The organism is Nonomuraea sp. CA-141351 (assembly GCF_050944675.1).
In the GTDB taxonomy this organism is placed as follows: Bacteria; Actinomycetota; Actinomycetes; order Streptosporangiales; family Streptosporangiaceae; genus Nonomuraea.
In genome coordinates this window covers 3,737,402-3,757,886 of record NZ_CP191982.1, presented here as the reverse complement: position 1 = coordinate 3,757,886, position 20,485 = coordinate 3,737,402, and the positions used below count along the sequence as shown (strand labels likewise).

At 68.4% G+C, this 20,485-nt stretch carries 20 protein-coding genes; 11 read left to right on the top strand and 9 right to left on the bottom strand.

All coding sequences use genetic code 11. The features are described from left to right. Positions 1–6: 6 nt before the first annotated feature. Genes ACQPWU_RS17760 through ACQPWU_RS17740 form a run of 5 tightly spaced genes read right to left on the bottom strand, consistent with a single transcriptional unit; the run spans position 7 to position 5,887 of the window. Positions 7–846 (bottom strand): SDR family NAD(P)-dependent oxidoreductase, encoded by an 840-nt coding sequence (locus ACQPWU_RS17760; RefSeq protein ID WP_433441351.1) that lies wholly within the window; start codon positions 844–846, stop codon positions 7–9. Continuing rightward, positions 843–2,030 carry a cytochrome P450 gene (locus ACQPWU_RS17755; protein WP_433441349.1) on the bottom strand — a complete coding sequence of 396 codons (1,188 nt, stop codon included), beginning with the start codon at positions 2,028–2,030 and terminating at the stop codon, positions 843–845. The genes ACQPWU_RS17760 and ACQPWU_RS17755 overlap by 4 nt, the downstream gene beginning before the upstream one ends. A gap of 1 nt (position 2,031) precedes the next feature. Beyond that, positions 2,032–4,278 carry a xanthine dehydrogenase family protein molybdopterin-binding subunit gene (locus ACQPWU_RS17750; RefSeq protein WP_433441347.1) on the bottom strand — a complete coding sequence of 749 codons (2,247 nt, stop codon included), beginning with the start codon at positions 4,276–4,278 and terminating at the stop codon, positions 2,032–2,034. Continuing rightward, positions 4,275–5,252: an FAD binding domain-containing protein gene (locus ACQPWU_RS17745; protein WP_433441345.1), complete on the bottom strand. Its 978-nt coding sequence runs from the start codon at positions 5,250–5,252 to the stop codon at positions 4,275–4,277. Before ACQPWU_RS17745 ends, ACQPWU_RS17750 begins: the two co-directional genes overlap by 4 nt. After that, positions 5,252–5,887 carry a (2Fe-2S)-binding protein gene (locus ACQPWU_RS17740; protein WP_433441343.1) on the bottom strand — a complete coding sequence of 212 codons (636 nt, stop codon included), beginning with the start codon at positions 5,885–5,887 and terminating at the stop codon, positions 5,252–5,254. Before ACQPWU_RS17740 ends, ACQPWU_RS17745 begins: the two co-directional genes overlap by 1 nt. 148 nt (positions 5,888–6,035) lie before the next feature. On the opposite strand from ACQPWU_RS17740, the gene ACQPWU_RS17735 reads away from it, so the two are divergent. Then, on the top strand, positions 6,036–6,623 hold the full coding sequence (locus tag ACQPWU_RS17735; protein WP_433441341.1) for a TetR/AcrR family transcriptional regulator: 588 nt from the start codon (positions 6,036–6,038) through the stop codon (positions 6,621–6,623). 118 nt (positions 6,624–6,741) lie between these two features. Next, the gene (locus ACQPWU_RS17730; RefSeq protein WP_433445229.1) at positions 6,742–7,308 is read left to right on the top strand and encodes a transposase; all 567 of its coding nucleotides are present in this window, start codon (positions 6,742–6,744) and stop codon (positions 7,306–7,308) included. Here the strand turns inward: ACQPWU_RS17730 and ACQPWU_RS17725 are convergent. Beyond that, positions 7,229–8,047 carry an SDR family NAD(P)-dependent oxidoreductase gene (locus ACQPWU_RS17725; protein ID WP_433441339.1) on the bottom strand — a complete coding sequence of 273 codons (819 nt, stop codon included), beginning with the start codon at positions 8,045–8,047 and terminating at the stop codon, positions 7,229–7,231. The two genes, ACQPWU_RS17730 and ACQPWU_RS17725, sit on opposite strands and share 80 nt — an antisense overlap. Before the next feature lie 130 nt (positions 8,048–8,177). Here ACQPWU_RS17725 and ACQPWU_RS17720 point away from each other — a divergent pair, with 130 nt between their 5' ends. Further along, positions 8,178–9,059: a LysR family transcriptional regulator gene (locus tag ACQPWU_RS17720; RefSeq protein WP_433441337.1), complete on the top strand. Its 882-nt coding sequence runs from the start codon at positions 8,178–8,180 to the stop codon at positions 9,057–9,059. Positions 9,060–9,674: 615 nt separating this feature from the next. On the opposite strand, the gene ACQPWU_RS17715 is transcribed toward ACQPWU_RS17720, so the two are convergent. Further along, on the bottom strand, positions 9,675–10,574 hold the full coding sequence (locus tag ACQPWU_RS17715; RefSeq protein ID WP_433441334.1) for a LysR family transcriptional regulator: 900 nt from the start codon (positions 10,572–10,574) through the stop codon (positions 9,675–9,677). An 83-nt stretch (positions 10,575–10,657) separates the two neighbouring features. On the opposite strand from ACQPWU_RS17715, the gene ACQPWU_RS17710 reads away from it, so the two are divergent. The 5 genes from ACQPWU_RS17710 (at position 10,658) to ACQPWU_RS17690 (ending at position 15,014) form a co-directional block, all read left to right on the top strand. Beyond that, the gene (locus ACQPWU_RS17710; RefSeq protein WP_433441332.1) at positions 10,658–11,284 is read left to right on the top strand and encodes a hypothetical protein; all 627 of its coding nucleotides are present in this window, start codon (positions 10,658–10,660) and stop codon (positions 11,282–11,284) included. Further along, positions 11,281–11,874, top strand: coding sequence for a hypothetical protein (locus tag ACQPWU_RS17705; protein ID WP_433441330.1), 594 nt, complete (start codon positions 11,281–11,283; stop codon positions 11,872–11,874). The genes ACQPWU_RS17710 and ACQPWU_RS17705 overlap by 4 nt, the downstream gene beginning before the upstream one ends. 139 nt (positions 11,875–12,013) lie before the next feature. After that, the gene (locus ACQPWU_RS17700) at positions 12,014–12,211 is read left to right on the top strand and encodes a hypothetical protein (protein WP_433441328.1); all 198 of its coding nucleotides are present in this window, start codon (positions 12,014–12,016) and stop codon (positions 12,209–12,211) included. After that, positions 12,208–13,710 carry a transposase gene (locus tag ACQPWU_RS17695; protein ID WP_433441326.1) on the top strand — a complete coding sequence of 501 codons (1,503 nt, stop codon included), beginning with the start codon at positions 12,208–12,210 and terminating at the stop codon, positions 13,708–13,710. The genes ACQPWU_RS17700 and ACQPWU_RS17695 overlap by 4 nt, the downstream gene beginning before the upstream one ends. A gap of 71 nt (positions 13,711–13,781) precedes the next feature. Next, positions 13,782–15,014 (top strand): exonuclease domain-containing protein, encoded by a 1,233-nt coding sequence (locus tag ACQPWU_RS17690; protein WP_433441324.1) that lies wholly within the window; start codon positions 13,782–13,784, stop codon positions 15,012–15,014. 976 nt (positions 15,015–15,990) lie between these two features. Here ACQPWU_RS17690 and ACQPWU_RS17685 read toward each other — a convergent pair. Beyond that, positions 15,991–16,362 carry a hypothetical protein gene (locus ACQPWU_RS17685; RefSeq protein ID WP_433441322.1) on the bottom strand — a complete coding sequence of 124 codons (372 nt, stop codon included), beginning with the start codon at positions 16,360–16,362 and terminating at the stop codon, positions 15,991–15,993. Positions 16,363–16,477: 115 nt separating this feature from the next. Further along, positions 16,478–17,254 carry an IclR family transcriptional regulator gene (locus ACQPWU_RS17680; protein ID WP_433441320.1) on the bottom strand — a complete coding sequence of 259 codons (777 nt, stop codon included), beginning with the start codon at positions 17,252–17,254 and terminating at the stop codon, positions 16,478–16,480. Between the two features lie 144 nt (positions 17,255–17,398). Here ACQPWU_RS17680 and ACQPWU_RS17675 point away from each other — a divergent pair, with 144 nt between their 5' ends. From ACQPWU_RS17675 to ACQPWU_RS17665, 3 genes are all read left to right on the top strand, one after another. Next, on the top strand, positions 17,399–18,646 hold the full coding sequence (locus tag ACQPWU_RS17675; protein WP_433441317.1) for an ABC transporter substrate-binding protein: 1,248 nt from the start codon (positions 17,399–17,401) through the stop codon (positions 18,644–18,646). Positions 18,647–18,710: 64 nt separating this feature from the next. Beyond that, positions 18,711–19,655 carry a carbohydrate ABC transporter permease gene (locus ACQPWU_RS17670; protein ID WP_433441314.1) on the top strand — a complete coding sequence of 315 codons (945 nt, stop codon included), beginning with the start codon at positions 18,711–18,713 and terminating at the stop codon, positions 19,653–19,655. Further along, entirely contained in the window at positions 19,655–20,485 is an 831-nt protein-coding gene (locus ACQPWU_RS17665) for a carbohydrate ABC transporter permease (RefSeq protein WP_433441311.1), read from the top strand. The genes ACQPWU_RS17670 and ACQPWU_RS17665 overlap by 1 nt, the downstream gene beginning before the upstream one ends.

The following is a 20,485-nucleotide window of genomic DNA, read 5'->3' as shown; positions in this document are numbered from 1 at the left end:
GGCGGGTCAGTCGACGGGGAACGGCACCATGCGGCGCATGAACGCGTCCCAGCCGCGATCGCCGACGAGGCGCCTCGCCAGTGGGGCGATGCGGGCCTGGGGGCCCACCTTGTACCGGGCCTTCGGCCGTCGCGCGGCGACCGCTCTGACGATCACCTTCGCCACGTCCTCCGCGCTCAGTACGTCCCGCGCCCCTTCCCGGTGAGCTCGCTCCACCATCCTGGCCACGCTGTGCTTGAAGCCCTCGTACGGGCCGTCGCCGCCGGTGCGCGGATTGTGCCGTTCGCTGCTGGCCATGAACTCCGTCCGCACCGCTCCCGGTTCCACCAGCACGACGTTGACGCCGAACGGGGCGACCTCCTGCCGGAGCGAGTCGCTCAGCGATTCCAGCGCGTACTTGGTCATCGCGTACGGGCATCCGGTCGGAGGCGTCACGAGACCGGCGGCGGAACCCAGGTTGACGATCGTGCCGGAATGTTGCCCCCGCATCCCCGGCAGGACGAGCTGGCACATCCGGATCAGGCCGAACACATTGGTCTCGAACACCTCGCGCACCAGAGCGAGCGGAACCTCCTCCACCGGCCCGCCCCCGCCACGCCCGGCGTTGTTGATCAGCGTTCCGACGGCGCCATGCTCTTCCTCGACGGCTCGTACGACCCGCGTCATGGCCTCCTCGTCTGTGACGTCCAGTTGCTGCACCCTGCATCCGGCTGCCCGCAGCTCGGCCAGGGTGTCCAGCCGCCGGGCCGTGGCCCAGGTGGGGTACCCGGCGCGGGCCAGGGCGAGGGCGGTGGCCCGTCCGATGCCCGTGGAGCAGCCGGTGATCAACACTGCGTTGGATGTCATGTCGCTTCTCCAAGGTGCCAGGTGACGGGGAGGCTGCGCACGCCGTACGTGATGGAGTCGGTGCGGAAGTCGATGTCCTCCCGCGTGATCGCGAGACGCAGGGTGGGGAAGCGGCGGAGCAGGGCGTTCAGGCCGACGCGCAGCTCGACGCGGGCGAGTTGCTGGCCGATGCACTGGTGGATTCCGTGGCCGAAGGCGAGGTGGCCCGCGGTCGCCCTGGTCAGGTCCAGCTCGTCCGGGTCGGGGAATCGGCCGGGGTCCCGGTTGGCCGCCGGGAGCGAGATCGTCACGGTCTCGCCCGCGGCGATGCGCACGCCGTACAGCTCGATGTCTTTCAGCGCGGCGCGGGTCGGGCCGAGGTGGATGATCGACAGGTAGCGCAGGAGCTCCTCTACGGCGCCGCCCGTCAGTGACGGGTCGGCGCGGAGCCGGGCCTGCTGGGAGGGGTCTGACAGGAGGGCGAGCGTGCCGAGGCTCAGCATGCCGGCGGTGGTCTCGTGGCCGGCGATGAGCAGCATGACCGCCACGCCGGTGAGCTCCTCGTCGTTCAGCTCGCCGCTGCGGATCAGGCCGCTGATCAGGTCGTCTGCCGGATCGGCGCGCTTGCGCAGGACCAGTTCGTGGAGATGGCGGGCGAGGTCGGCGGTCGCCGAGCGGGCCTGCTCCGCGGTGGCGTCCAGGCTCGCGATCACGGCCGTGTCCCGCTGGAATCGTTCGCGTTCGCGGTACGGCACGCCGAGCAGTTCGCAGATGACCAGTGACGGGATGGGCAGGGCGAAGGATTCGACCAGGTCGAGGGGTGGGCCGTGGCGTTCCATCGCGTCGAGGCGCTCGGCGGTGATCTGCTCGATCCTGGGCTCCAGCTCGCGCATACGGCGCACGGTGAACTGGCCGGTGATCAGACGGCGGTATCTGGTGTGGTCGGGCGCGTCCAGGTTGATGAAGATCCCCGGACCGGCGGGCTCGCGCGGGCCGTCACCTACCGGCCTGCGCTGAAGCTCTGATCGGGCGCTGAAGGCGGGGTCAGCGAGGATCGCCCGGGCGGCGGCGTGGCCGGTCACCAGCCAGCCGAGGTGGCCGTCAGGATAGGCGAGGCGGCTGATCGGATGCTCCGCGCGGAGCCGGCCCAGCTCTGCCGGCGGATCGAGGGGGCGGGTGCGGGCCGTGGGCAGTGGTCGGGCCATCTCAGTCCTTCCTCGAAGGTGGCGCGGGAAGCAGCTTCTCCGGGCTGATCGGCAGGTCGCGGACGCGGGTGCCGGTGGCGTTGAAGACGGCGTTGGCGACGGCCGCCGCCGAGCCGACCGTGCCGATCTCACCGAGCCCCCGGCTGCCGACGGGATTGAAGATCGTGTCCGGATAATTCAGGAAGTGCACGTCGATATCGGGGATGTCGGCGTTGGTGGGGATGAGGTAGTCGGCGAAGTTGGCGTTGGCGATGCGGCCGGTCGCGGGCTCAACCTCGGCGCCCTCCATGAGCGCCTGACCCAGGCCCCACACCACGCCGCCGATGATCTGACTGCGCGCGGTCGCCGAGTTGAGAATCGTCCCGGCGTCCACCACGCTGGCCATCCGGGCCACCCGCGTCTCGCCGGTGAAGCGGTTGACCCTGACCTCGCTGAAGTGCGCCGCGAACGAGCTCATCGCGTGCTGCGGCTCCGCCTTGGGGGCGCTGGTGCCGCTGGCGGTGACTCCGTCCACCTCCATGAGCCTCAGCAACGGGCCGAACCCGATGCTCCGCTCGTTCGTGCTCAGCACCCCGTCGTGGTAGCTGACCTCCTCAGGCTTGAGGCCGTGGAACGGCGAGCGCTCGTGCTGGGTCGCCCGTAGGATCAGCGCGTCTGTGGCCGCCTTGGCGGCGGCCCTGACCGCGGGCGCCACACTCGAACTACCCGCCGATCCCACGGCGCCCGCCATCGCCCCGATCGGCATCGGGGCCGGGCTGAGCTTGGTGTCGCCCAGCCAGGACACGACGCGGGCGAGCGGGATGCCGAGGCTGTCCGCGGCCATGATCGACAGCACGGTGCGCATGCCGGTACCGAGATCGGCGGTGGCCGCGCCCACATGCACGGTGCCGTCGTGCCGGAATGAGATCCGCATCGTCATCTCGTACCGGTTCGCCCCGTACACCCCTGTCGCCACGCCGTATCCCACCAGCCACTCCCCGTCCACCACGGAGCGCGGCTCCGCCTTGCGGTGGGACCAGCCGAAGCGGGCCGCGCCCACCTGCAGGCACTCGGCGAGGTGCTTGCTTGAATACGGCAGGCCGCCGATGGGATGCCGGTCGGCGTCGTTCGCGAGCCGTAGAGCGATCGGGTCGAGGCCGAGCTCGTGGGCCAGCTCGTCCATCGCGCACTCCAGCCCGAACGACCCGGCCTCCTCGCCGGGCGCCCGCATGATCGTGGCCGGCGGCATGTCCAGGGTCACGACCCGGGTGCCCGCGTGAACATTGGGCGTGCAGTAGACGCCCAGCGAATAACCGCTGACGCCGTTGTAGAGGGAGCTGACCTTCGATCTGGTGGACACGCAGTCGTGCTTGATCGCGCGGAGCTTGCCATCGCGGGCGGCGCCGAGCGCGACGTCCTGGACGACCGCCGGGCGGTGGCCGGTCACCGAGTAGAGCTGCTCGCGGGTGAGCGCCAGCTTGACCGGGCGGCGCACCTGCCGGGCCGCCGCGGCCGCGAGCACTGCCGGTGGCCACGTGCTGGCCTTGCCGCCGAAGGCGCCGCCGACGTGTGTGCTGATCACCCGTACGGCCGCGGCCTCGATCTCCATCGCGACGGCGATCTCCTGCGCGTGCAGCAGCGGTCCCTGGGTACCGCTGTGGACGGTCAGCGTGCCGTCGGCGTCCCAGGCGGCGATGGCCGTGTGGGGCTCCATCGGGTTGTGGTGCTCCGGCCGCTGGCTGTAGGAGGCCCGGACGGTGACCGCGCTGGCGGCCAGCGCGGAGTCGATCGAGCCGTACCGGGGGTTCAGGACGTCGACGACCGGCGGCCCGGTCAGCGGGGGCGGCACGACGGCGTCCGGGATGCCGTCGGCGAAGGACGTGTTCGGCCGCCTCACGTCGTAGGCGGTCTCGACCAGCGCCGCCGCATCCCGTGCTTGCTCGAAGGTCTCGGCGATGACCAGGCCGATGACCTGTCCGTGGTGACGGACCTCGCGGTCGCCGGGTTGCAGTGGGAACCGGTTCGGCCCGTAGAGGAAATAGCCGGGGCCCTGCGCCCAGGGACCCGCGTAGCGCAGCGGGTTGAACGGCGTGAAAACAGCGAGCACCCCGGGTGCGGCGAGTGCGGCCTCGGCGCTCATCGTGCGGATGGTCCCGTTCGCGATCGTGCTGAGCACCAGGTAGCCGTGGACGAGTCCCTCGACGGTATGGTCGCCGGAGTAGCGGGCGGCGCCGGTCACCAGGCCGGGACCGTCAACGCGATTGGTCATGGCCGGCCTGCCAGTCCGGTCAGTGCGCGGATGACGGTCTGTCGCAGGAGGGCGGGCTTGAACCCGTTGTGCGGCAGCGGCCTGGCGCCCTCGGCCGCGTGGGCCGCGGCCTGCTCGAAGACCTCTGGACGGGCCGGGCGGCCCTTGAGCGCGCTCTCGACCGCGCGCAGCCGCCACGGCTTGGTGCCCACGCCCCCCGCCGCGATCGCCGCGTCCGCGACAGTGCCGTTGCGCAGGTCGATCGCCGCGGCCACGGAGGTCAGCGCGAACTCGTACGACCTTCTGTCCCGCACCTTCACGTACACCGACCGCTTGGCCCAGGCCAGGACCGGCACCGTCACGCCGGTGACGAGCTCGCCCGGCCGCAGCCGGTTCTCCAGGTGCGGGTTGTCCGCGGGCATCAGGTAGAAGTCCTCCAGGCGGAGGGTGCGCGTGCCGGATCGGTCGCGCAGCTGCACCGAGGCGTCGAGAGCCGTCAGCGCTACCGCGAGGTCGCTGGCGTGCGTGGCCGCGCACGAGCCGCTCGTGCCCAGGATCGCGTGCATCCGGTTGTTGCCGGTCAGCGCGGGGCAGCCGCTGCCGGGCGTGCGCTTGTTGCAGGGCGTGGCTGGATCGCGGAAATATCCGCAGCGCGTGCGCTGCAACAGGTTTCCGCCAATGCTGGCCATGTTCCTGATCTGGGGCGATGCGCTCTGAAGCAGCGCTTGGGAGATCACCGGGTAGTGGTCGGCGACCATGGGGTGGGCCGCGGTGTCGCTCATCCTGGCCAGCGCGCCGACGTACAGGCCGCTCGTGTCGTAGCGGATGTCGCGCAGCGGCAGCCCGCCGATGTCCAGCACCGCGCTCGGAGCCATGACGTCGAGCTTCATCAGGTCCACCAGCGTGGTCCCGCCCGCCAGGTACGCCGAGCCGTCATCGGCCGCCACCAGGGCGTCCTCCACGCTGGAGAGCGCGACGTAGGTGAAGGCGCGCATCAGCTCGACCCGCCTTTCCCGACCGCCTCGACGATGTTCGGGTACGCGCCACAGCGGCACAGGTTGCCCGACATGAACTCCCTGATCTCCGCGTCCGAACCGTCGTGCCCCTCTCTGACCAGCGCCACCGCGGACATGATCTGTCCGGGGGTGCAGAAACCGCACTGGAGCGCGTCGCAGTCGAGGAACGCCTGCTGCATCGGGTGGAGCCTCGTCCCTTGGGCGAGCCCCTCGATCGTGGTGACGGCCCTGCCGTCCACGCTCGCGGCCAGGGTCAGGCAGGAGAGCACACGGCGGCCGTCCACGTGCACGGTGCAGGCGCCGCACTGTCCCCGATCGCAGCCCTTCTTCGTACCGGTCAGGCGGAGCCGCTCACGCAGCGCGTCCAGGAGCGTGGCCTTCGTGTCCAGCCGGAGGAGGTGGGAGGCGCCGTTCACGCGGAGGGTCAGGTTGAGCTCGGCGGAGTGCGCGGTGGCGGCGGCTCGGCCTGCTGGGCCGGCCGGACCTGGCGCACTGGGCGGACCTGCCGGCAGGACGCCCACCGCCACGGCCGCGGCTGACGTGGCCAGGAATCCGCGCCGGGATACGCCATCGGGAAGCCGCGATGTGCCCACCTCGTCGGGAGGCCGGGCCATGCCTGACGGATCGAAATTTGGCGCATTGTCCATGAATCTTGCCCGTTTCTCCAGATGGTCCAAGACGTCAGGTCTCGTTGATAAGACAGACTGTCTCAATTTCGAGATGGGGTGTCAAGCGATCGGATGGCGACGTATGATGACGGCAATGATCAGAAGGTCAGCCCTGCGCGAGCACGCCGCGGCCGGGATCCTCGACATCGCGGCAACGGTTTTCGCGGAATACGGTGAAGCGGCCAGCATGACGGACATCGCGAAGGCCGCCGGGGTGGGACGTGCCACGCTCTACCGGTATTTCCCGAGCCGGGAGGCGCTGGTCCAAGCGCTCTACCAGACGGCCGTCAGCGACCTGTTCAGCAAGATCGACGACGCCAACCTCGACGCCGCCCCCGTGGAGGAGGCGCTGGCCAGGCTGACCAGGGCCGCGATGACCATGATCGGTAAATATCGGGCGCTGGCCGTGCTCGACAGCAGGATGGACGGGCTCGACGAGGTCAACGGACGACTCGCGCCGCCGTTCCATCGGATCTTCGAGCGGGGCGCCGCCGACGGGACGTTCGGCGCCGACCTGTCCTCCTCGACCCTGATGGGCGCCTATGTGGGACTGCTCAGGGGCATCGGCAACCTGGTGATCCAGGGCCACATCGGGGTGGAGGAGGCCAGCGCGGCGGTCACGGCCGTCTTCCTGGACGGCGCACGTTACAGGACCAGGCCGATGGCACCGAACGAGGGCTGACTTCGTCCACCGGACAACACCGGGGACGCACCTCCAGGCTGCCCGAGCCACACAGAACGGACCGCACCAAGCAGGACAGGACCGACACGTTCGGCAGGCCCGCGCCGGCCTCCCCGGCATCGGACGCACCGCCGCCTCGTTGATCCCGTCCGAAATCGGTCTGGACATGACTCGGTTCCCGACCGCCGGCCATCCGGCCTCCTGGGCACGCTTCGCCCTCACGATGAAGGAATCGGCCGGTCGGAAGAAAGGCCGGAGCGCCACCGGCCACGGCAACCCCCATCTGGCCCGCGTCCTGGGCGAAGCCGCGGTCTCGGCCGGCAGGACCAACACCTTCCTCGGCCGACGCTACCGCCGCATCGCCCGCCGCCGCGGCAAGACGAGAGCCATCGTCGAGTCAGGGCTGAAGCATTCTCGGCCGCTGAGCGCACCCCGGGGTGCGCATGGCAAACGCGACCAACGTGCTCACCCGTCATCCGGAACATGTCGGAACCGTCTTACCGAGCGGGACACCGTACCGAAACAGCCACAATCCGCGATGCGTGGAACGTCTATAACGCCACTCGATCACCGCAAACGCGAAGATCAGAACTTGGCCGATGAGCCTAGCGGGCGAGGTAGCCGCCGGTGGCGTCGAGGTCGTGGCCCAGGACGGCGCTCGAGTCGTCCGAGGCGAGGAACATGACGACCCTGGCGATCTCCTCGGCAGCTACGATCCGCTTGATCGGGTAGTCTTGGGCGATCTGCTCGTAGGTCATCTCGAACGCCTCGGCCGCACGCTGCAACATGGGCGTGTCCACGGCACCTGGTGCCAACGCGTTCACCCGGATGCCGTCGGCCGCGTACTCCAAGGCCGCGACCTTCGTCAACGACGCGACGGCGTGTTTGCTCGCGTTGTACGGCGCGATCGTGGCCCACCCGACCTCGGCGGACACTGATGCCGTGTTCACGATGGCGCCGCCGCCCCGCTCCAGCATCCTCGGGATCTCGTACTTCATGCCGAGGAAGACACCGGCGGCGTTGGTGCGCCAGACGGCTTCCATGTCGGCGAGGGTCTGCTCGTGCAGGCGAACCGCGCGGGGGCTTTCGATCCCGGCGTTGTTGACGGCGATGTCGATCTGGCCGTGGCGGCGTACGCATCCCTCGACGAAGTCGCGTACCTGGTCCTCCTCGCGGACGTCGGCCCGCCGGAAGATGGCCTGGCCGCCCGCGGCCCGGATGCTCGCAGCGACCTGGTTGCCGAGCGCCTCGCGCCGACCGCAGAAGAACACCGCCGCCCCCTCGGCCGCGAATGCGCGAGCGGTGGCGGCACCGATGCCGGATGTGGCACCGGTGATCAGCACGACCTTACCCGCGAACCGGTCACGTGGCTGCTGGATCGTGAGGGCAGTGGCGGCGCCGGGCGTGAGAGCGGTGACGGCCACCGCGGTGACACCCGCGGTAAGGACGCTTCTTCTCGACCGCGTGCTCTGGTCTGGCATGTGCGTGGTCATGCCGACAGGCAACCAGCTGGGAGACGTCGCGGGCCAATACCCATGCCCATACATTTCAGGCATGGACATGGACACCCGGGTACTGCGCTACTTCGTCACCGTCGCTGAACGGCTGAGCTTCACGCAGGCCGCGAAGGAACTGTTCGTGGCACAGCCGTCGCTGTCCCGGCAGATCCGGCAACTGGAGGAGCGGCTCGGCGCCGACCTGTTCACCCGGCCCGAGGTCCGGCTCACCCCGGCCGGTGAGCAATTACTGGCCGCGGCACGTCGCCATCTCGCCGAGTGGCAGGAGACCACGAGACTCGTACGGACCACCGCCGCGGCCGCCCGCAACGTGCTGCGGGTCGGGTTCGTCATCGCGGGCGGCGGTCCGCTCGCCCGGCGGGCGCGGACCGCGCTCGCCGCCCGTCGCCCCGAGGCGAGCATCGAGCCGAAACGGTTCGCGTGGGCTGGCGAGACGCGGGCGCTGCGGGACGGGCAGGTGGACGTCGCCTTCGTGTGGTTGCCCGCTGATCTGACCGGGCTGCGCAGCGAGGTGGTTGCCACGGAGCCCAGGTACGTGGCGGTGGCCGCCACCCATCGGCTGGTCGGGCGGGAGTCGGTGCGCATAGCCGACCTGCGCGACGAGCCGATCGGGTGGACTGAGGTGGCGCCGGCCGCGTGGGTCGACTGGTGGGCGGTGAACCCCCGGCCCGATGGGTCCGCGCCGGCGTGGGGGCCGAAGAACGACAACGTCGATGAGATGCTGGAACATGTTGCCACGGGAGCGGCGGTGTGCATCGGGGTGCGCTCCATGGCCGAGTACTACGCGCATCCCGAGCTGACGTGGCTGCCGATTACTGACGTCGAGCCGCTCCGGATCGCACTGGCATGGCCGATGGGCACGGTCAACCCGCTGGTGGGCGAGTTCGTCCAGGTCGTGCGCGAAGTTGCCACGGATTGATCGCCCTCCCGCCGAACAACCCAGGGCACGCCGCCCCGAACCTGATGCCGATGCTACGGCGGCTCCAGGCCGCTCTGCACGCCGCCGGATGCCTCGGAGGGCAGGTACAGGCCGCCGGCCCGGTCAGGCCGAGCGTCTTTACGCGTTTCACGGAGAAGAAGTCCTCTCCGTTAACTGGCGCCGGGCGTGGACCTGTCCAGCCACATCCGGCCCACCTTACGTATGTAGAGGCTGCACAGGACGGCGCCGAGCTACATGCCGCAGGAGGCGCCGAAGGCGCGGGCGCGCCTCCCAGGCTCCCGGAACACACGACCGCCGCGCTGCGGCCCACCAGACCCCGCGGGTCGATCCCGATCAGGCATAGCGTTCACCGAGTCTCGCCGCACCCCCGCCACGCGATGACCGGAGCCTTGTCCTTGACGGTGGCAAGTGCGGCATGGAGGCGGACGTGCCAGGCTCCGGCAAGCGATCATCTGAGCGGCCCGGTGGGGCTCAAGTGCGATCGAAGTAACCGCGCTCAAGGCTTCGAAATCGCGATTGACTCTGCGCCGGGGGAGGCGGCGCGCCCACCACCGGCACGACCACGCATGAAGTCGCCGCGGCGGCCGGTGGGCTTTACGGGGTGGCGGTGGGCGGGGTGCGGAAGAGGGAGCGGAAGTTGCGCAGCACCGGGTTCGCGTCGCTGGTGCGCCAGGTCAGGTCCAGGGTGACGACCCTGGTCGGCGGAGTCAGCGGGCGGAAGGCGACGTCGCCGCGCCGCAGCCGGGCCACTGACTCGGGCACGATCGACACGCCGATCCCCGCCGCCACCAACCCCACGATGGTCTGCATCTGCACGGCCTCCTGGACGATCCTGGGCTCAAACCCGGCCGCCCTGGCCACGGCGGTGATCTGGTCATGCAGCCCAGGCCCGTACCGGCGCGGGAACAGCACGAACGGCTCCTCCGCGAGCGCCGCGGGCGGCAGCGACGTATAGGCGCTGTGGCGGTGGCCGGTGGGCAGCGCGGCGAGCAGCAGCTCGCGGGCCACCGTCTGTGTCGTGAGCACCTCGGCCGCGGGTCCGGCGAGCGGTGCGTGCAGCAGGCCGACGTCGAGCAGCCCCTGCCGTAGTTCCTCGGCCTGCTGAGCGGTGGGCAGCTCACGTAGCTCGACCTGCACCCCGGGGTAGCGGGTGCGGAAGCGGCGCAACACCTTCGGCAGCGTGAGGTTGGTCGCCGACCCCACGAACCCGATCACCAGCCGCCCCGCCTCGCCCCGGCCCGCCCGTCTGGCCGACTCCGCCGCCTGGTCGGCATGGGCCAGGCTGCTGCGGGCTTCGGTGACGAACGCCTGGCCCGCCGGAGTCAGGCGTACCTGCCTGGTCGTGCGCTCGAACAGCCGCACGCCCAGTTCCTCCTCCAGTTTGCCGATCTGCTGGCTGAACGGTGGCTGCCGTACACCCTCACGCAGTGCCGCCCGGCCGAAGTTCAGCTCCTCGGCGAGGGCCACGGCGTAGCGGAGCTGCTGGAGATTCATATGTCATTTATATCAATCGATGCCTATTTGACGCTAAATGCGGATATGTCGAATGGGTCGAAGACAGTGGCCTTATGAAGTCGATGATTGTTGGACTCACCGCCCTGCTCAGCACGCTGCACCACGGGTGGGAGGAGTTCCATACCGAACAGCCGCTGTACGTCTCGGGGACGGTGACGGCGGTGCGGTGGGGCAACCCGCACCCAGAGGTTCAGCTTCGCGTGTCCGCCCCGGTGCGCCTGCCTGCCGGGCTCGCCCAGCGATCTATCCCCGCCGAGCTGGAAGCGCTCGGCGGGCGGGACGTGTTGGGCCGCACCCAGCCGTTCGAAGGGCCAGCCGATGAGGTGGTGCTGGTGCTCGCGCCAGTGGAGCGGCTGTCGGCATGGGGGATGCCGGACCGGGTGGCCCAGGGCGAACGACTGGAGGCGGTCGGATATGTCAGCAGGGAACACGCCAGCGAGTTCCGGCCCGAACTGCTGGTACGCCAAGACGGACGCGCCATCCGCCAACGCTCGGTCCCCCTGCCTGATGTCCCGCCCCCAGCCCCCACCCCGGTCGGCCCGAGCGAACAGGGTGGCTCGCCGGACTCGGCTGACGGAACGTCAGACGGTTCCGTCTCAGGGCCACTGCCCTGGCTCGTGGCGGGCGCGGTGCTGGTGGCCGGTGGAGCGGTCGTGGCGGTGCGCGCCATGAGGAGACGCGACACATGAGGACTGCCAACGCGAGGTCGGCCGGGCACGGCAGTACAGGGCCGGAGGCGTCGGCGGGGCGGTCCCATGCGACGCTCCAGGCAGAGGCAGGCTCGGAGGAAGGCGTGTGGCTGGAGGCGCTCGGCTGGCTGGAGGATACGTGGGTGGCGGAGTTCGTCAGGGTGACGCCCTGGGTGTACTCCTCCCTGGAGGTGGCACACCTCCTCGGTCTGGCGCTGCTGGTCGGCCCGGCCGCCCTGTTCGACCTGCGGTTGCTCGGGGCGGGACGGGGTGCGGTCTCTGTCGTGGCGGCGGCGCGCCACCTGCTGCCGGTGGCCCGGGCCGGGTTCGCCGCCACCGGATTGTCCGGGGCGGCGATGTTCGCGGCAGGGGCGCGGGAGGTGGCCGGAACCGGAGCCGCGCCGGTCAAGCTCGTCCTGCTGATGGTGGCCGGGCTCAACATCGCCCTGTTCCACCTCGGCGTCTACCGCAGGGTGCACGTATGGGACGACGCCCGCCGCACCCCGGCCAAGGCCCGGGTTGCAGGCGCCATCTCACTGGTCACCTGGACGGGAGTGGTCGCCTGCGGCCGGCTCATCGCCTACACCTGAGGCTCATCCGTAACCTTCGCCGCTAAGCTTGACTCTGTCGGGAATCTTGAAAACATCCGGCATGTCCCGAAGGGTGACTGATCAGTAACTGTGAGGCTTCTGGGGTCGGTGAAGTCGGTCATTCCCCCGAGGTGGTCAGGTGTCTCTACCGGTTCGTCCCCGGTCCGCGCTGGAGGTCCCGGAGCTCACCGCCCGGGTAGCACGAGCGAGTAATCCCCGTGGCACCCCGGCCATGTGGATCCGCGACCGGCTGGACGGGTTATGGAGCGATGAGGACTTCGCGCAGTGGTATCCCCGCGACGGCCGGGACTCTCACCTGCTCAGCTGGCCACGGTGAGCGTGCTGCAATTCGTGCTGGACCTTTCCGACCGCGATGCCGCCGAGGCCGTGCGCTGTCGCATCGACTTCAAGTACGCGCTCGGCCTCGAACTGGACGACCCCGGCTTCCACCACAGCGTGCTCGGTGACTTCCGTGACCGCCTGCTGCAGGACGGGCGGGCGGACCGGCTTCTCGATCTGGCCCTGGCCCGTCCGAAGGAGGCCGGACTGGTCCGCGAGCGCACCACCCAGCGCACCGATTCCACCCATGTCCTGGCCACCGTGCGCGGCCTGACCCGCCTGGAGCTGGTCACCGAGGCCATGCGCGCAGCCCTGGAGGAACGGGCCCGCACTGCCGCTCAGGCGCTGAACGGCTTGGTCGATGAGGACTGGGGACGCCGCTATGGTCGGCAGGTCCGCCTGGGCAAGAACCCCACCCGGCCCAAGACCAGGATCAACACCACCGGGGCAGATGCCCGTCGCCTGCTGGAACACCTGAGCCGAAACCATCCCGGCGTGCTGGGCGGCCCCCAAGTGCAGGCCCTGCGACAGATCCTGGTGCAGAACTACTACTGCGACTCCTCCGGGCGGCTGCGCTGGCGTGACGAAGACGACGATAGCGGTCTGCCGCCCTCGGCCAAGCGGATCATCTCGCCCTACGACCTGACGGCCCGCTATGCGCGTCCGGGGGCAGGTCACCCGTTGGCAGGGGTTCCTCGCGCACGTGACCGAGACCTGCTCGGCGACGGCCCCAATGTGATCACGGATGTGGTCACCATGCCCGCGACCAGCGCTGACACCGAGGTCCTGCCCGGCATCCACACCCGGCTGGAACGCCGGGGCCTACGGCCCGAGCAGCACCTAGTCGACGGTGGCTACACCTCCCTGGTCCACCTCGAACAGGCCGAACGTGAACACCAGATCACCGTGGTCGGACCGCTTCCAGGCAACCCCACCCACCAAAACCGCCAGGGTGAGGGTTTCGCCCGCGACGACTTTCGCATCGACTTCGACCGCCAGGAAGTCACCTGCCCGCAGGGCCAGGTCAGCAAGGGCTGGCACGGCCCTTATCCGACATCCTCGCTGACCGCCGCCCCGTTGATCGTGGCCCGCTTCACCAAGAGCCAGTGCCAACCCTGCCCGGTCCGAGCCAAGTGCACCACCTCCCGCGACGGTGCGCGCAACGTGGGCTTTCCTCCGCGAGAACTACACGAACTGCAGCTGCGCAACCGCGCGGAGCAGCGAGAACCGGACTGGCACAAGCGCTACGCGGTGCGTTCCGGCATCGAGGGCACCATCTGCGAGTTCGCCCACGGCCATGGCATGCGCCGCTGCCGCTACCGCGGGCAAGCCAAGGCTCACCTGCAACACGTGCTCACCGCCATCGCCGTCAACGTCGAACGCCTCAGCCGGCACCCTCCTGGAGAAAGCGCGCCCCCACGACCGCCGACAGCCTTCCAGGACTACCTCGACCAGCAAGGCATCCCGCGCTTGCGTTCCTGGCGAGCCGCCAGCTGACCCGACAGCGAACAAGATCCCCGACAGAGTCAAGTGCGCGATGTTCCGTGCGAGCCACGAAAGGCGGTCACATGAACAGCAAGCTGCGCGGATATGCCGTCATTGACGTTGAGACCACAGGCCTGCGGCCATCGTGGCATGACCGGGTCATCGAGGTCGCGATCATCCTGCTCGACCCGCTCGGACAGGTCACCGACGAATGGAGCACGCTGGTCAACCCTGAACGCGACCTGGGACCACAGCGCATCCACGGCATCACCGCCGCGGACGTCCGCCATGCGCCTGCCTTCAAGAACATCGCTGCGACGATCACGGACCTGCTGCGAGGCCGGGTGCCTGTGGCTCACAATCTCCACTTCGATCTGGGTTTCCTGGAGTACGAGTTTGCTCGGGCCGACGCGTCGATCCCGAACCTCGACGCCATCGGCATCTGCACGATGACCGAGGCTGTCCGCTTCCTGCCAGACGCACCGCGCACGCTCGCTGGCTGCTGCGCCGTCGCCGACATCCCGCTTGACGGTCAGCACGATGCGCTCATCGACGCCCGGGCCACCGCCGAGCTGTTGCGTCACTACCTCATGCTCGCCCACCCCGGCTCACCATGGGCCGACGTCCTCCAGACCGCCGCCGGTCTCACCTGGCCGGTTATTCGGCACATGGACTCCGCCCCCGTGCGCCGGGGTGTATCGGCGGAGCGCGGCGCCCATTTCCTGGCCCGGCTCCTAGATCGGCTGCCTCGCGCTTTCGACACCGTCCGGGCCGATCCCTACTTCGCCCTGCTCGATCAAGTGCTTCTCGACCATCACATCTCAGCCAGCGAGGCCGACGCGTTGATCGCCCTGGCCGCCCGGCTGGATCTTAGCCGCGATGACGCGGTCCGATTGCACCACGAGTACCTGCATGCCCTGGCCCATGCGGCCAAGGCGGACGGCAATGTCACGCCGGCCGAACGTCACGAACTCGACCTCGTCGCCACCCTCCTCGGTCTCTCACCCGCAGCGGTTGAGGATGCTCTGGCGACGGCCACACCACCCCAACGCCATGCCCCGGGTGGGGGGTTCCGTCTTCGGCCGGGCGATCTCGTTGTCTTCACCGGAGAAATGGAAGATGGACGCGAGAACTGGGAGGAACGGGCCCGCCGGGCCGGCTACGTCGCTCACGCCAACGTCACCAAGCGGGTCCGGCTGCTGGTCGCCGCCGATCCCGACACGATGTCCGGTAAAGCACGCAAAGCCCGCGCCTATGGCATTCCCATCGTCACGCCTGACGCCTTCGCCCGCTTGAGCGCCTCGCGACTGCCGTAGAAGGGGGAGACCGCAGGGAGACCGGCAGTTCTAGACGGCCCCGGCTCCGCACGGCTTTTGTATCATCGATTGACAAGCGCGTAGGCGCTCTACCTGCATAAACGCCAGGCCGTGACATCATTCGTCATCATCCGAGACCGAGCGCTGCGGACTTTTAATCCGTAGGTTCCGGGTTCGAGCCCCGGACGCCCTACCACTCCACACCCCATCTGACCTGCGATTTTCGATTCTGCAGGCATTGCGTGAGGCCGAGAAGCGGGGATGGTTGCTCGCCGGCCGCTCGCGGGCACGGATTGGGCACATGTGACCGGAGCCGGTATACCGTTCAGGCACCCAACATCTGGGCAGACCACCCGGAGGGCCAAGAGAAGACCAAGGCGGAAGACCCCCTCCGGCCGATGCATCCGCCTTTTGGCAAGCCGCGCAAACCGCTGGTCAAGGGACAGGGTTCCCCTCTGGCTAACGGATTCTCGTCAAGCTTGCTGCAGCGCAGCAAGAGGGAACGCCGAGCGTCGTGGTGAGCTGCAGGGCAAATGTTGATCAAGGCACGCCATGAGGGGCGCTGTCCTGCGGGCTCTAAGGGCTCCTTGCCTCCACAGTGGCCCCGTTCTGATCTCCTCACCGGAACGGATCGCACGTGTTCCCTCGTATCGCACTGGCGGCCACCGCCCTCACCGCCCTCCTGGCAGCTTCGCCAACTGCCGCGAGTTCCTCTGACGGCTGGCAGGATGACGCCGGCTGAGGCTCGGCCACGGTCTCGACCGACCGCAAGCACATCACGGTCTGCGACCTGAGCCGGGACAGCCGCGCCGTCCGGGTTGAATACGCCACCACATACCTACAGAAGTGGACCGTGGTCGACTCCGACGGCGCCCGCTGGGGCCGCGGAACCGACACCACCCACCTCAGCCGCATCACCGTCTTCAAACTGTGCGAAGGCGGTACATTCGGCTCCTGCCGCCCCTCAATCTGGGTCTCACGTGCCGGCGCGCCGATCCTTGGGCAGCCGGCCATGCGCGTCGACGACGTCCTCGGGGTCGCCGACAAGGTTGGTGAGCCGTTCGATCTCTGATCGCAGCTGTGCGATGGTGCGGTCGTGTTCGGCCACCTGTTCGGCGCGTCTGCGCGGGTCCATTGCCGGAAAGTGTGTGCCATCGCGCAGTCCGGCAACTTCATGCAGTTCGAACTCCACCCGAGATTGATGTTCGAGCAGAGATAGCCTCGCATGCTCGCGCTCTGGGTCATATCGCATGCGGACACGATCACAACGCTCACGGTCGGAGGCCTGCCGCGCCTTGAACTCGCGATCCTGGCGGGCCATCATCGCGTCGATCTGCTTCTTGGTCATGGGGCGGTGGCCAGGTTCGGCGCGTGTCCATTCCCCCATGACGATCCGCGGCGGAGGCCGCGAAGGGCAGGTGCGGAGAAGGGACACCCGCGGGGTGTTCCCCGAAGGGCGCGTCTCAGCTCGCCGGTGGCTCCGTCGAGGGCTCGGGTGTGAAGCCGAGTTCCTGCGAAATCAGTGCCGAGGTCTCCAGCAGGAACGGAAGCTTCTCCTTCAGCTGGTCCAAGCTCGCGATCACCTCGATCGCGGTCAGGGAGACGGCCGCGATGACCTGTCCACGCGAATCCCTGACCGGTGCGGCGACGCACATGACATAAGCGTCGTGCTCGCCGTCATCGATGGCCCAGCCACGCTCGGCGACGCGGGCGAGTTCGGCGTCGAAGGCTTCGCGGTCGGTGAAGGTCGTGCTGGTGTACCGCTCGAAGGTGACGTGCGAGAGCAGACGATCGCGTTCCTCCTGGGAGAGGTGGGCGAGGATCACTTTGCTCGCGGCGCTCGCATGGATCGAGACGGCACGGCCGATCCGTGACGGCAGCTTCACCGCGTCGAACGCGGGGCTGTCCACCTTGTCGACGTAAACGATCTCGTCACCGGTTAACTGTGCCAGGTGCACGGTATGGCCCGTCTGCCGCTGAAGCACGCGCAGGTGCGCGGACGCGAGCTGACGTAGGTCCATCGAGCCGAGCGCGAGTTCCGACAGTTCGATGAGCCCGCTGCCGAACACGTATGTCCCCGCTCCCGTCTTGCGCACGAACCGTGCGGCCTCCAGCGTCTGGAGGATCCGGAGGGCCGTGGATTTGTGGACGCCGAGCACGTCCGAGGCCTCCGAGAGTGTCAGCGGATGCTCCGCCGCCATGCGGATCAGGTTGATCGCACGCTCGATCGATTGCGCCACTTATCGTCCTCTCTGCGTTGCATATTATGCAATGAAGCTCGCGAGGTGCGCAACTGCCGCTTGACAGCGTTGCACATGTCGCTACGATCGTTGCAAATCCGACCATATTCGGGGAAGTAACCGGTTATTACTCTGGAGTAACAAATGAGCCTGCATCGCCTTCGCCGCAGCATGGTCGCGGCGGCCGGCGTCACATGTATGGCCGCCGCCCTCTTGACCGGCTGCGGCTCCGACGGCGGATCCGAAGGCGGCGTGACCAAGCTGACGTTCGCCGCCTCTACCCTCGGCGATCCGGGCCGTGGGCCGCTGCTCACGAAGTGGCTCGAGGAGTTCAACAAGAGCCAGAGCAAGGTACAGGTCTCCGCCGCGGCGGTGCCGTACCCGACCTTCGGCCAGACCATCCTGACCCAGATGGGCAGCGGAAAAGGGCCCGATCTGATCCGCTTCGACATGCCGGAGTTCGAGTCCGCCTCGGATGCCGGCCTCGTCGCACCCCTCAACGACCTGATCGACGTCAGCAAGTATGACCTGCTCAAGCAGCCGGACCAGTTCATGGTCCACGACGGCCAGCGTCACGGGATCATCTTCGAGGCGTCGAACTACGCGATGTTCTACAACGCCGACCTGATCCCGAAACCCCCGACCAACTACAAGGAGTTCTTCGACACGGCGAAGTCGCTGACCAAGGGCGACACCTACGGCCTGGCGTTCCGTCAGACGGAGGCCGAGGAAGCCGGTATGTGGCAGGACATCTTCAATTACGTCTACGGCTTCGGTGGCGCGTGGTCGGACGGCAAGAAGCTGACGATCAACTCGCCCGCGAACCTCAAGGGCCTGCAGGCGTTCAAGGACCTGTACGACGCCAAAGTGATCCCGCGTGGTGCGGACGCGGCGACGTTCCGCCGGATGTTCGCCGAGGGCAAGGTCGGCATGGAGCTCAACAACGGCGGCTATGCGACGGCGACTCGCGGTCAGAACGCCGATCTGAACTTCGACGTCGCACCCATCCCGTTCCCGGTCCGCAAGCAGGGCGCGATCCTCGCACCTATCGTCATCAACGAGGCGAGTCCGTCAAAGGAGGCGGCGGCCACCTTCATCAAGTGGGCGCTCGAGCCGAACAACCAGGTCAAGCTGCAGGAGATCCTCGGTGCCAGCAGCGTGGCAACGGCCACCAAGCGAAGCCCTGAGCAGCTCAAGAAGACGCCCTACCTGACCGTCTTCGACGACCTCACCGAGTCGAGCCTCCCGCAGATCGTCCAGGGGTTCGAGGCGAAGACGCCGGACATCCGCAAGATCGTCGTGCAGAACGTCGTTGCGGCGCTCCAGGGCACGGTCGACCTCAAGGCCGCACTGGACCGCGCCCAGCAACAGGCATCCCAACTGGTTGGCTGACCGGATGACGCCGCCGGCGAGACCCTCCCGCCGGCGGCGTCCTACTTTCGAAGGACCGAACTCGATGACCGTGCTGGAACAGCAGCAGATCACAGGGCCTCGATCAGGGGCCCGGCGTCGAGGCAGCCCGCTGGGGAGCAAGTGGACGCCCTACTTCTTCCTGGCCCCCGCAGCCCTCTTCATCCTGGTGTTCCAGGTCGTTCCGCTGGCGCAGGAAATCTTTCTGAGCTTCACGCGAACCTCCCTGCTGAATCCCACACGCAGCACCTGGGTGGGATTCGACAACTTCACCCGTATCTTCGGCGACGCGGACTTCCGCCGTACCCTCCTCATCACCCTCGTCTACGTCGTCGTGTGTGTCGTCGTCGCCGTGGGAGCCGGACTCGCGGTCGCCCTGCTCCTCAACAAGAACTTCCGCGGCCGGGGGCTCGCGCGGGCACTGGTGACCATTCCGTGGGCGGCGCCCGGTATCGCGGTCGCGCTCATCGCGATCTGGATGCTCAACCCGGACTACGGGATCGTGAACCGATTCCTGGACGCGGTCGGCCTCGACATCCCGGGCGGCGCCATCCTCGACAGCCCGCGATACGCCCTCCCGGCGATCCTCGCGACGACCATCTGGCAACTGTTCCCGTTCACCTCGGTGGTGCTGCTGTCCGCGCTGCAGTCCGTCCCCCCGCACCTCACCGAGGCCGCGACGATGGACGGAGCGGGACGGTGGTGGACCTTCCGCGCCGTCACCTGGCAGGCCATCAAGCCGACCGTCGGCCTGCTCGCCCTCCTCATGACCATCTGGTCGCTGCGGCGATTCGAGCTCATCTGGCTCATGACGAAGGGAGGACCGGTCGGCGCGACACAGACGCTGGTCATCGACCTCTACTCGCAGGCCTTCGACTCCAAGCAACTCGGCTCGGCGGCGGCGGTCGGCATGGTCGGCGTCGTCATCTCGCTCATCGTCATCGTCGGTAGCCGGCTCGTCGCCCGTGCCGCCGAGAGGGAGGCCCACTGATGAGACTGCCCCACGTCGGTCTGACCCTGCGGATCATGGCTGTTCTCGTCGTGCTCGGGCTCGCCGTCTTCCCGCTGTACTGGATGTTCGTCACCGCAATGTCGGGCAATTCTGAGCTCTTCGCCCATAAGGCCAGGCTCATCCCCGACCTCTCGCAGTTCGGGGTCTTCATCGACGCGCTGGCCGAAGGCAAGGCGGCGACCTGGCTGCGCAACAGCCTGGTGATCGCCGCAGGCACGACGGTCCTCTCGATCGGCCTCGGCATCCCGCTCGGCTACGCGCTCTCGCGGTTCTCGTTCCGGGGCAAGGTCCTCGTGACCGTCGTGCTGCTGTTCACGCAGATGCTTCCCGAGGCTCTCATGGTCGTGCCGCTGTTCGCGCTCTTCCGGCGATTCGACCTCCTCGACTCCCTCGGCGGGCTCATCCTGGTCAACTCCGCCTTCGTCCTGCCGATCGTCGCCCTCATCCTCAAGGGCGCGATCGATGGCCTGCCCCGTGAACTGGAGGAGTCCGCGCGGGTCGACGGAGCACGACCGCTCACCGTGCTCGCCCGCATCAACGTGCCGCTCATCGCTCCGTCGCTCGCCGCCACCGCGGTCATCGCGTTCTTCCACGCCTGGAACGAGTACGTGTTCGCCGTGACGTTCATCTTCACCCCCGGAATGCAGCCGGCATCCGTCGGCATCGCGAACTTCATCGGCGAACTCGGCACGCCGATGCAGACGGTCATGGCGGTCGCCTTCATGTTCACGGCGCCCGCCGTCGTCTTCTACCTGTTCGTGCAGAAATATGTAGTGGCCGGCATGACCGCCGGCGCAGTGAAGGGCTGA

Bases quoted from the DNA above. Each gene is read 5' to 3' on its own strand.
- ACQPWU_RS17760 (WP_433441351.1), bottom strand. From the start codon at position 846: ATGACATCCAACGCAGTGTTGATCACCGGCTGCTCCACGGGCATCGGA.
- ACQPWU_RS17755 (WP_433441349.1), bottom strand. From the start codon at position 2,030: ATGGCCCGACCACTGCCCACGGCCCGCACCCGCCCCCTCGATCCGCCG.
- ACQPWU_RS17750 (WP_433441347.1), bottom strand. From the start codon at position 4,278: ATGACCAATCGCGTTGACGGTCCCGGCCTGGTGACCGGCGCCGCCCGC.
- ACQPWU_RS17745 (WP_433441345.1), bottom strand. From the start codon at position 5,252: ATGCGCGCCTTCACCTACGTCGCGCTCTCCAGCGTGGAGGACGCCCTG.
- ACQPWU_RS17740 (WP_433441343.1), bottom strand. From the start codon at position 5,887: ATGGCCCGGCCTCCCGACGAGGTGGGCACATCGCGGCTTCCCGATGGC.
- ACQPWU_RS17735 (WP_433441341.1), top strand. From the start codon at position 6,036: ATGATCAGAAGGTCAGCCCTGCGCGAGCACGCCGCGGCCGGGATCCTC.
- ACQPWU_RS17720 (WP_433441337.1), top strand. From the start codon at position 8,178: ATGGACATGGACACCCGGGTACTGCGCTACTTCGTCACCGTCGCTGAA.
- ACQPWU_RS17715 (WP_433441334.1), bottom strand. From the start codon at position 10,574: ATGAATCTCCAGCAGCTCCGCTACGCCGTGGCCCTCGCCGAGGAGCTG.
- ACQPWU_RS17710 (WP_433441332.1), top strand. From the start codon at position 10,658: ATGATTGTTGGACTCACCGCCCTGCTCAGCACGCTGCACCACGGGTGG.
- ACQPWU_RS17705 (WP_433441330.1), top strand. From the start codon at position 11,281: ATGAGGACTGCCAACGCGAGGTCGGCCGGGCACGGCAGTACAGGGCCG.
- ACQPWU_RS17690 (WP_433441324.1), top strand. From the start codon at position 13,782: ATGAACAGCAAGCTGCGCGGATATGCCGTCATTGACGTTGAGACCACA.
- ACQPWU_RS17685 (WP_433441322.1), bottom strand. From the start codon at position 16,362: ATGACCAAGAAGCAGATCGACGCGATGATGGCCCGCCAGGATCGCGAG.
- ACQPWU_RS17675 (WP_433441317.1), top strand. From the start codon at position 17,399: ATGAGCCTGCATCGCCTTCGCCGCAGCATGGTCGCGGCGGCCGGCGTC.
- ACQPWU_RS17670 (WP_433441314.1), top strand. From the start codon at position 18,711: ATGACCGTGCTGGAACAGCAGCAGATCACAGGGCCTCGATCAGGGGCC.
- ACQPWU_RS17665 (WP_433441311.1), top strand. From the start codon at position 19,655: ATGAGACTGCCCCACGTCGGTCTGACCCTGCGGATCATGGCTGTTCTC.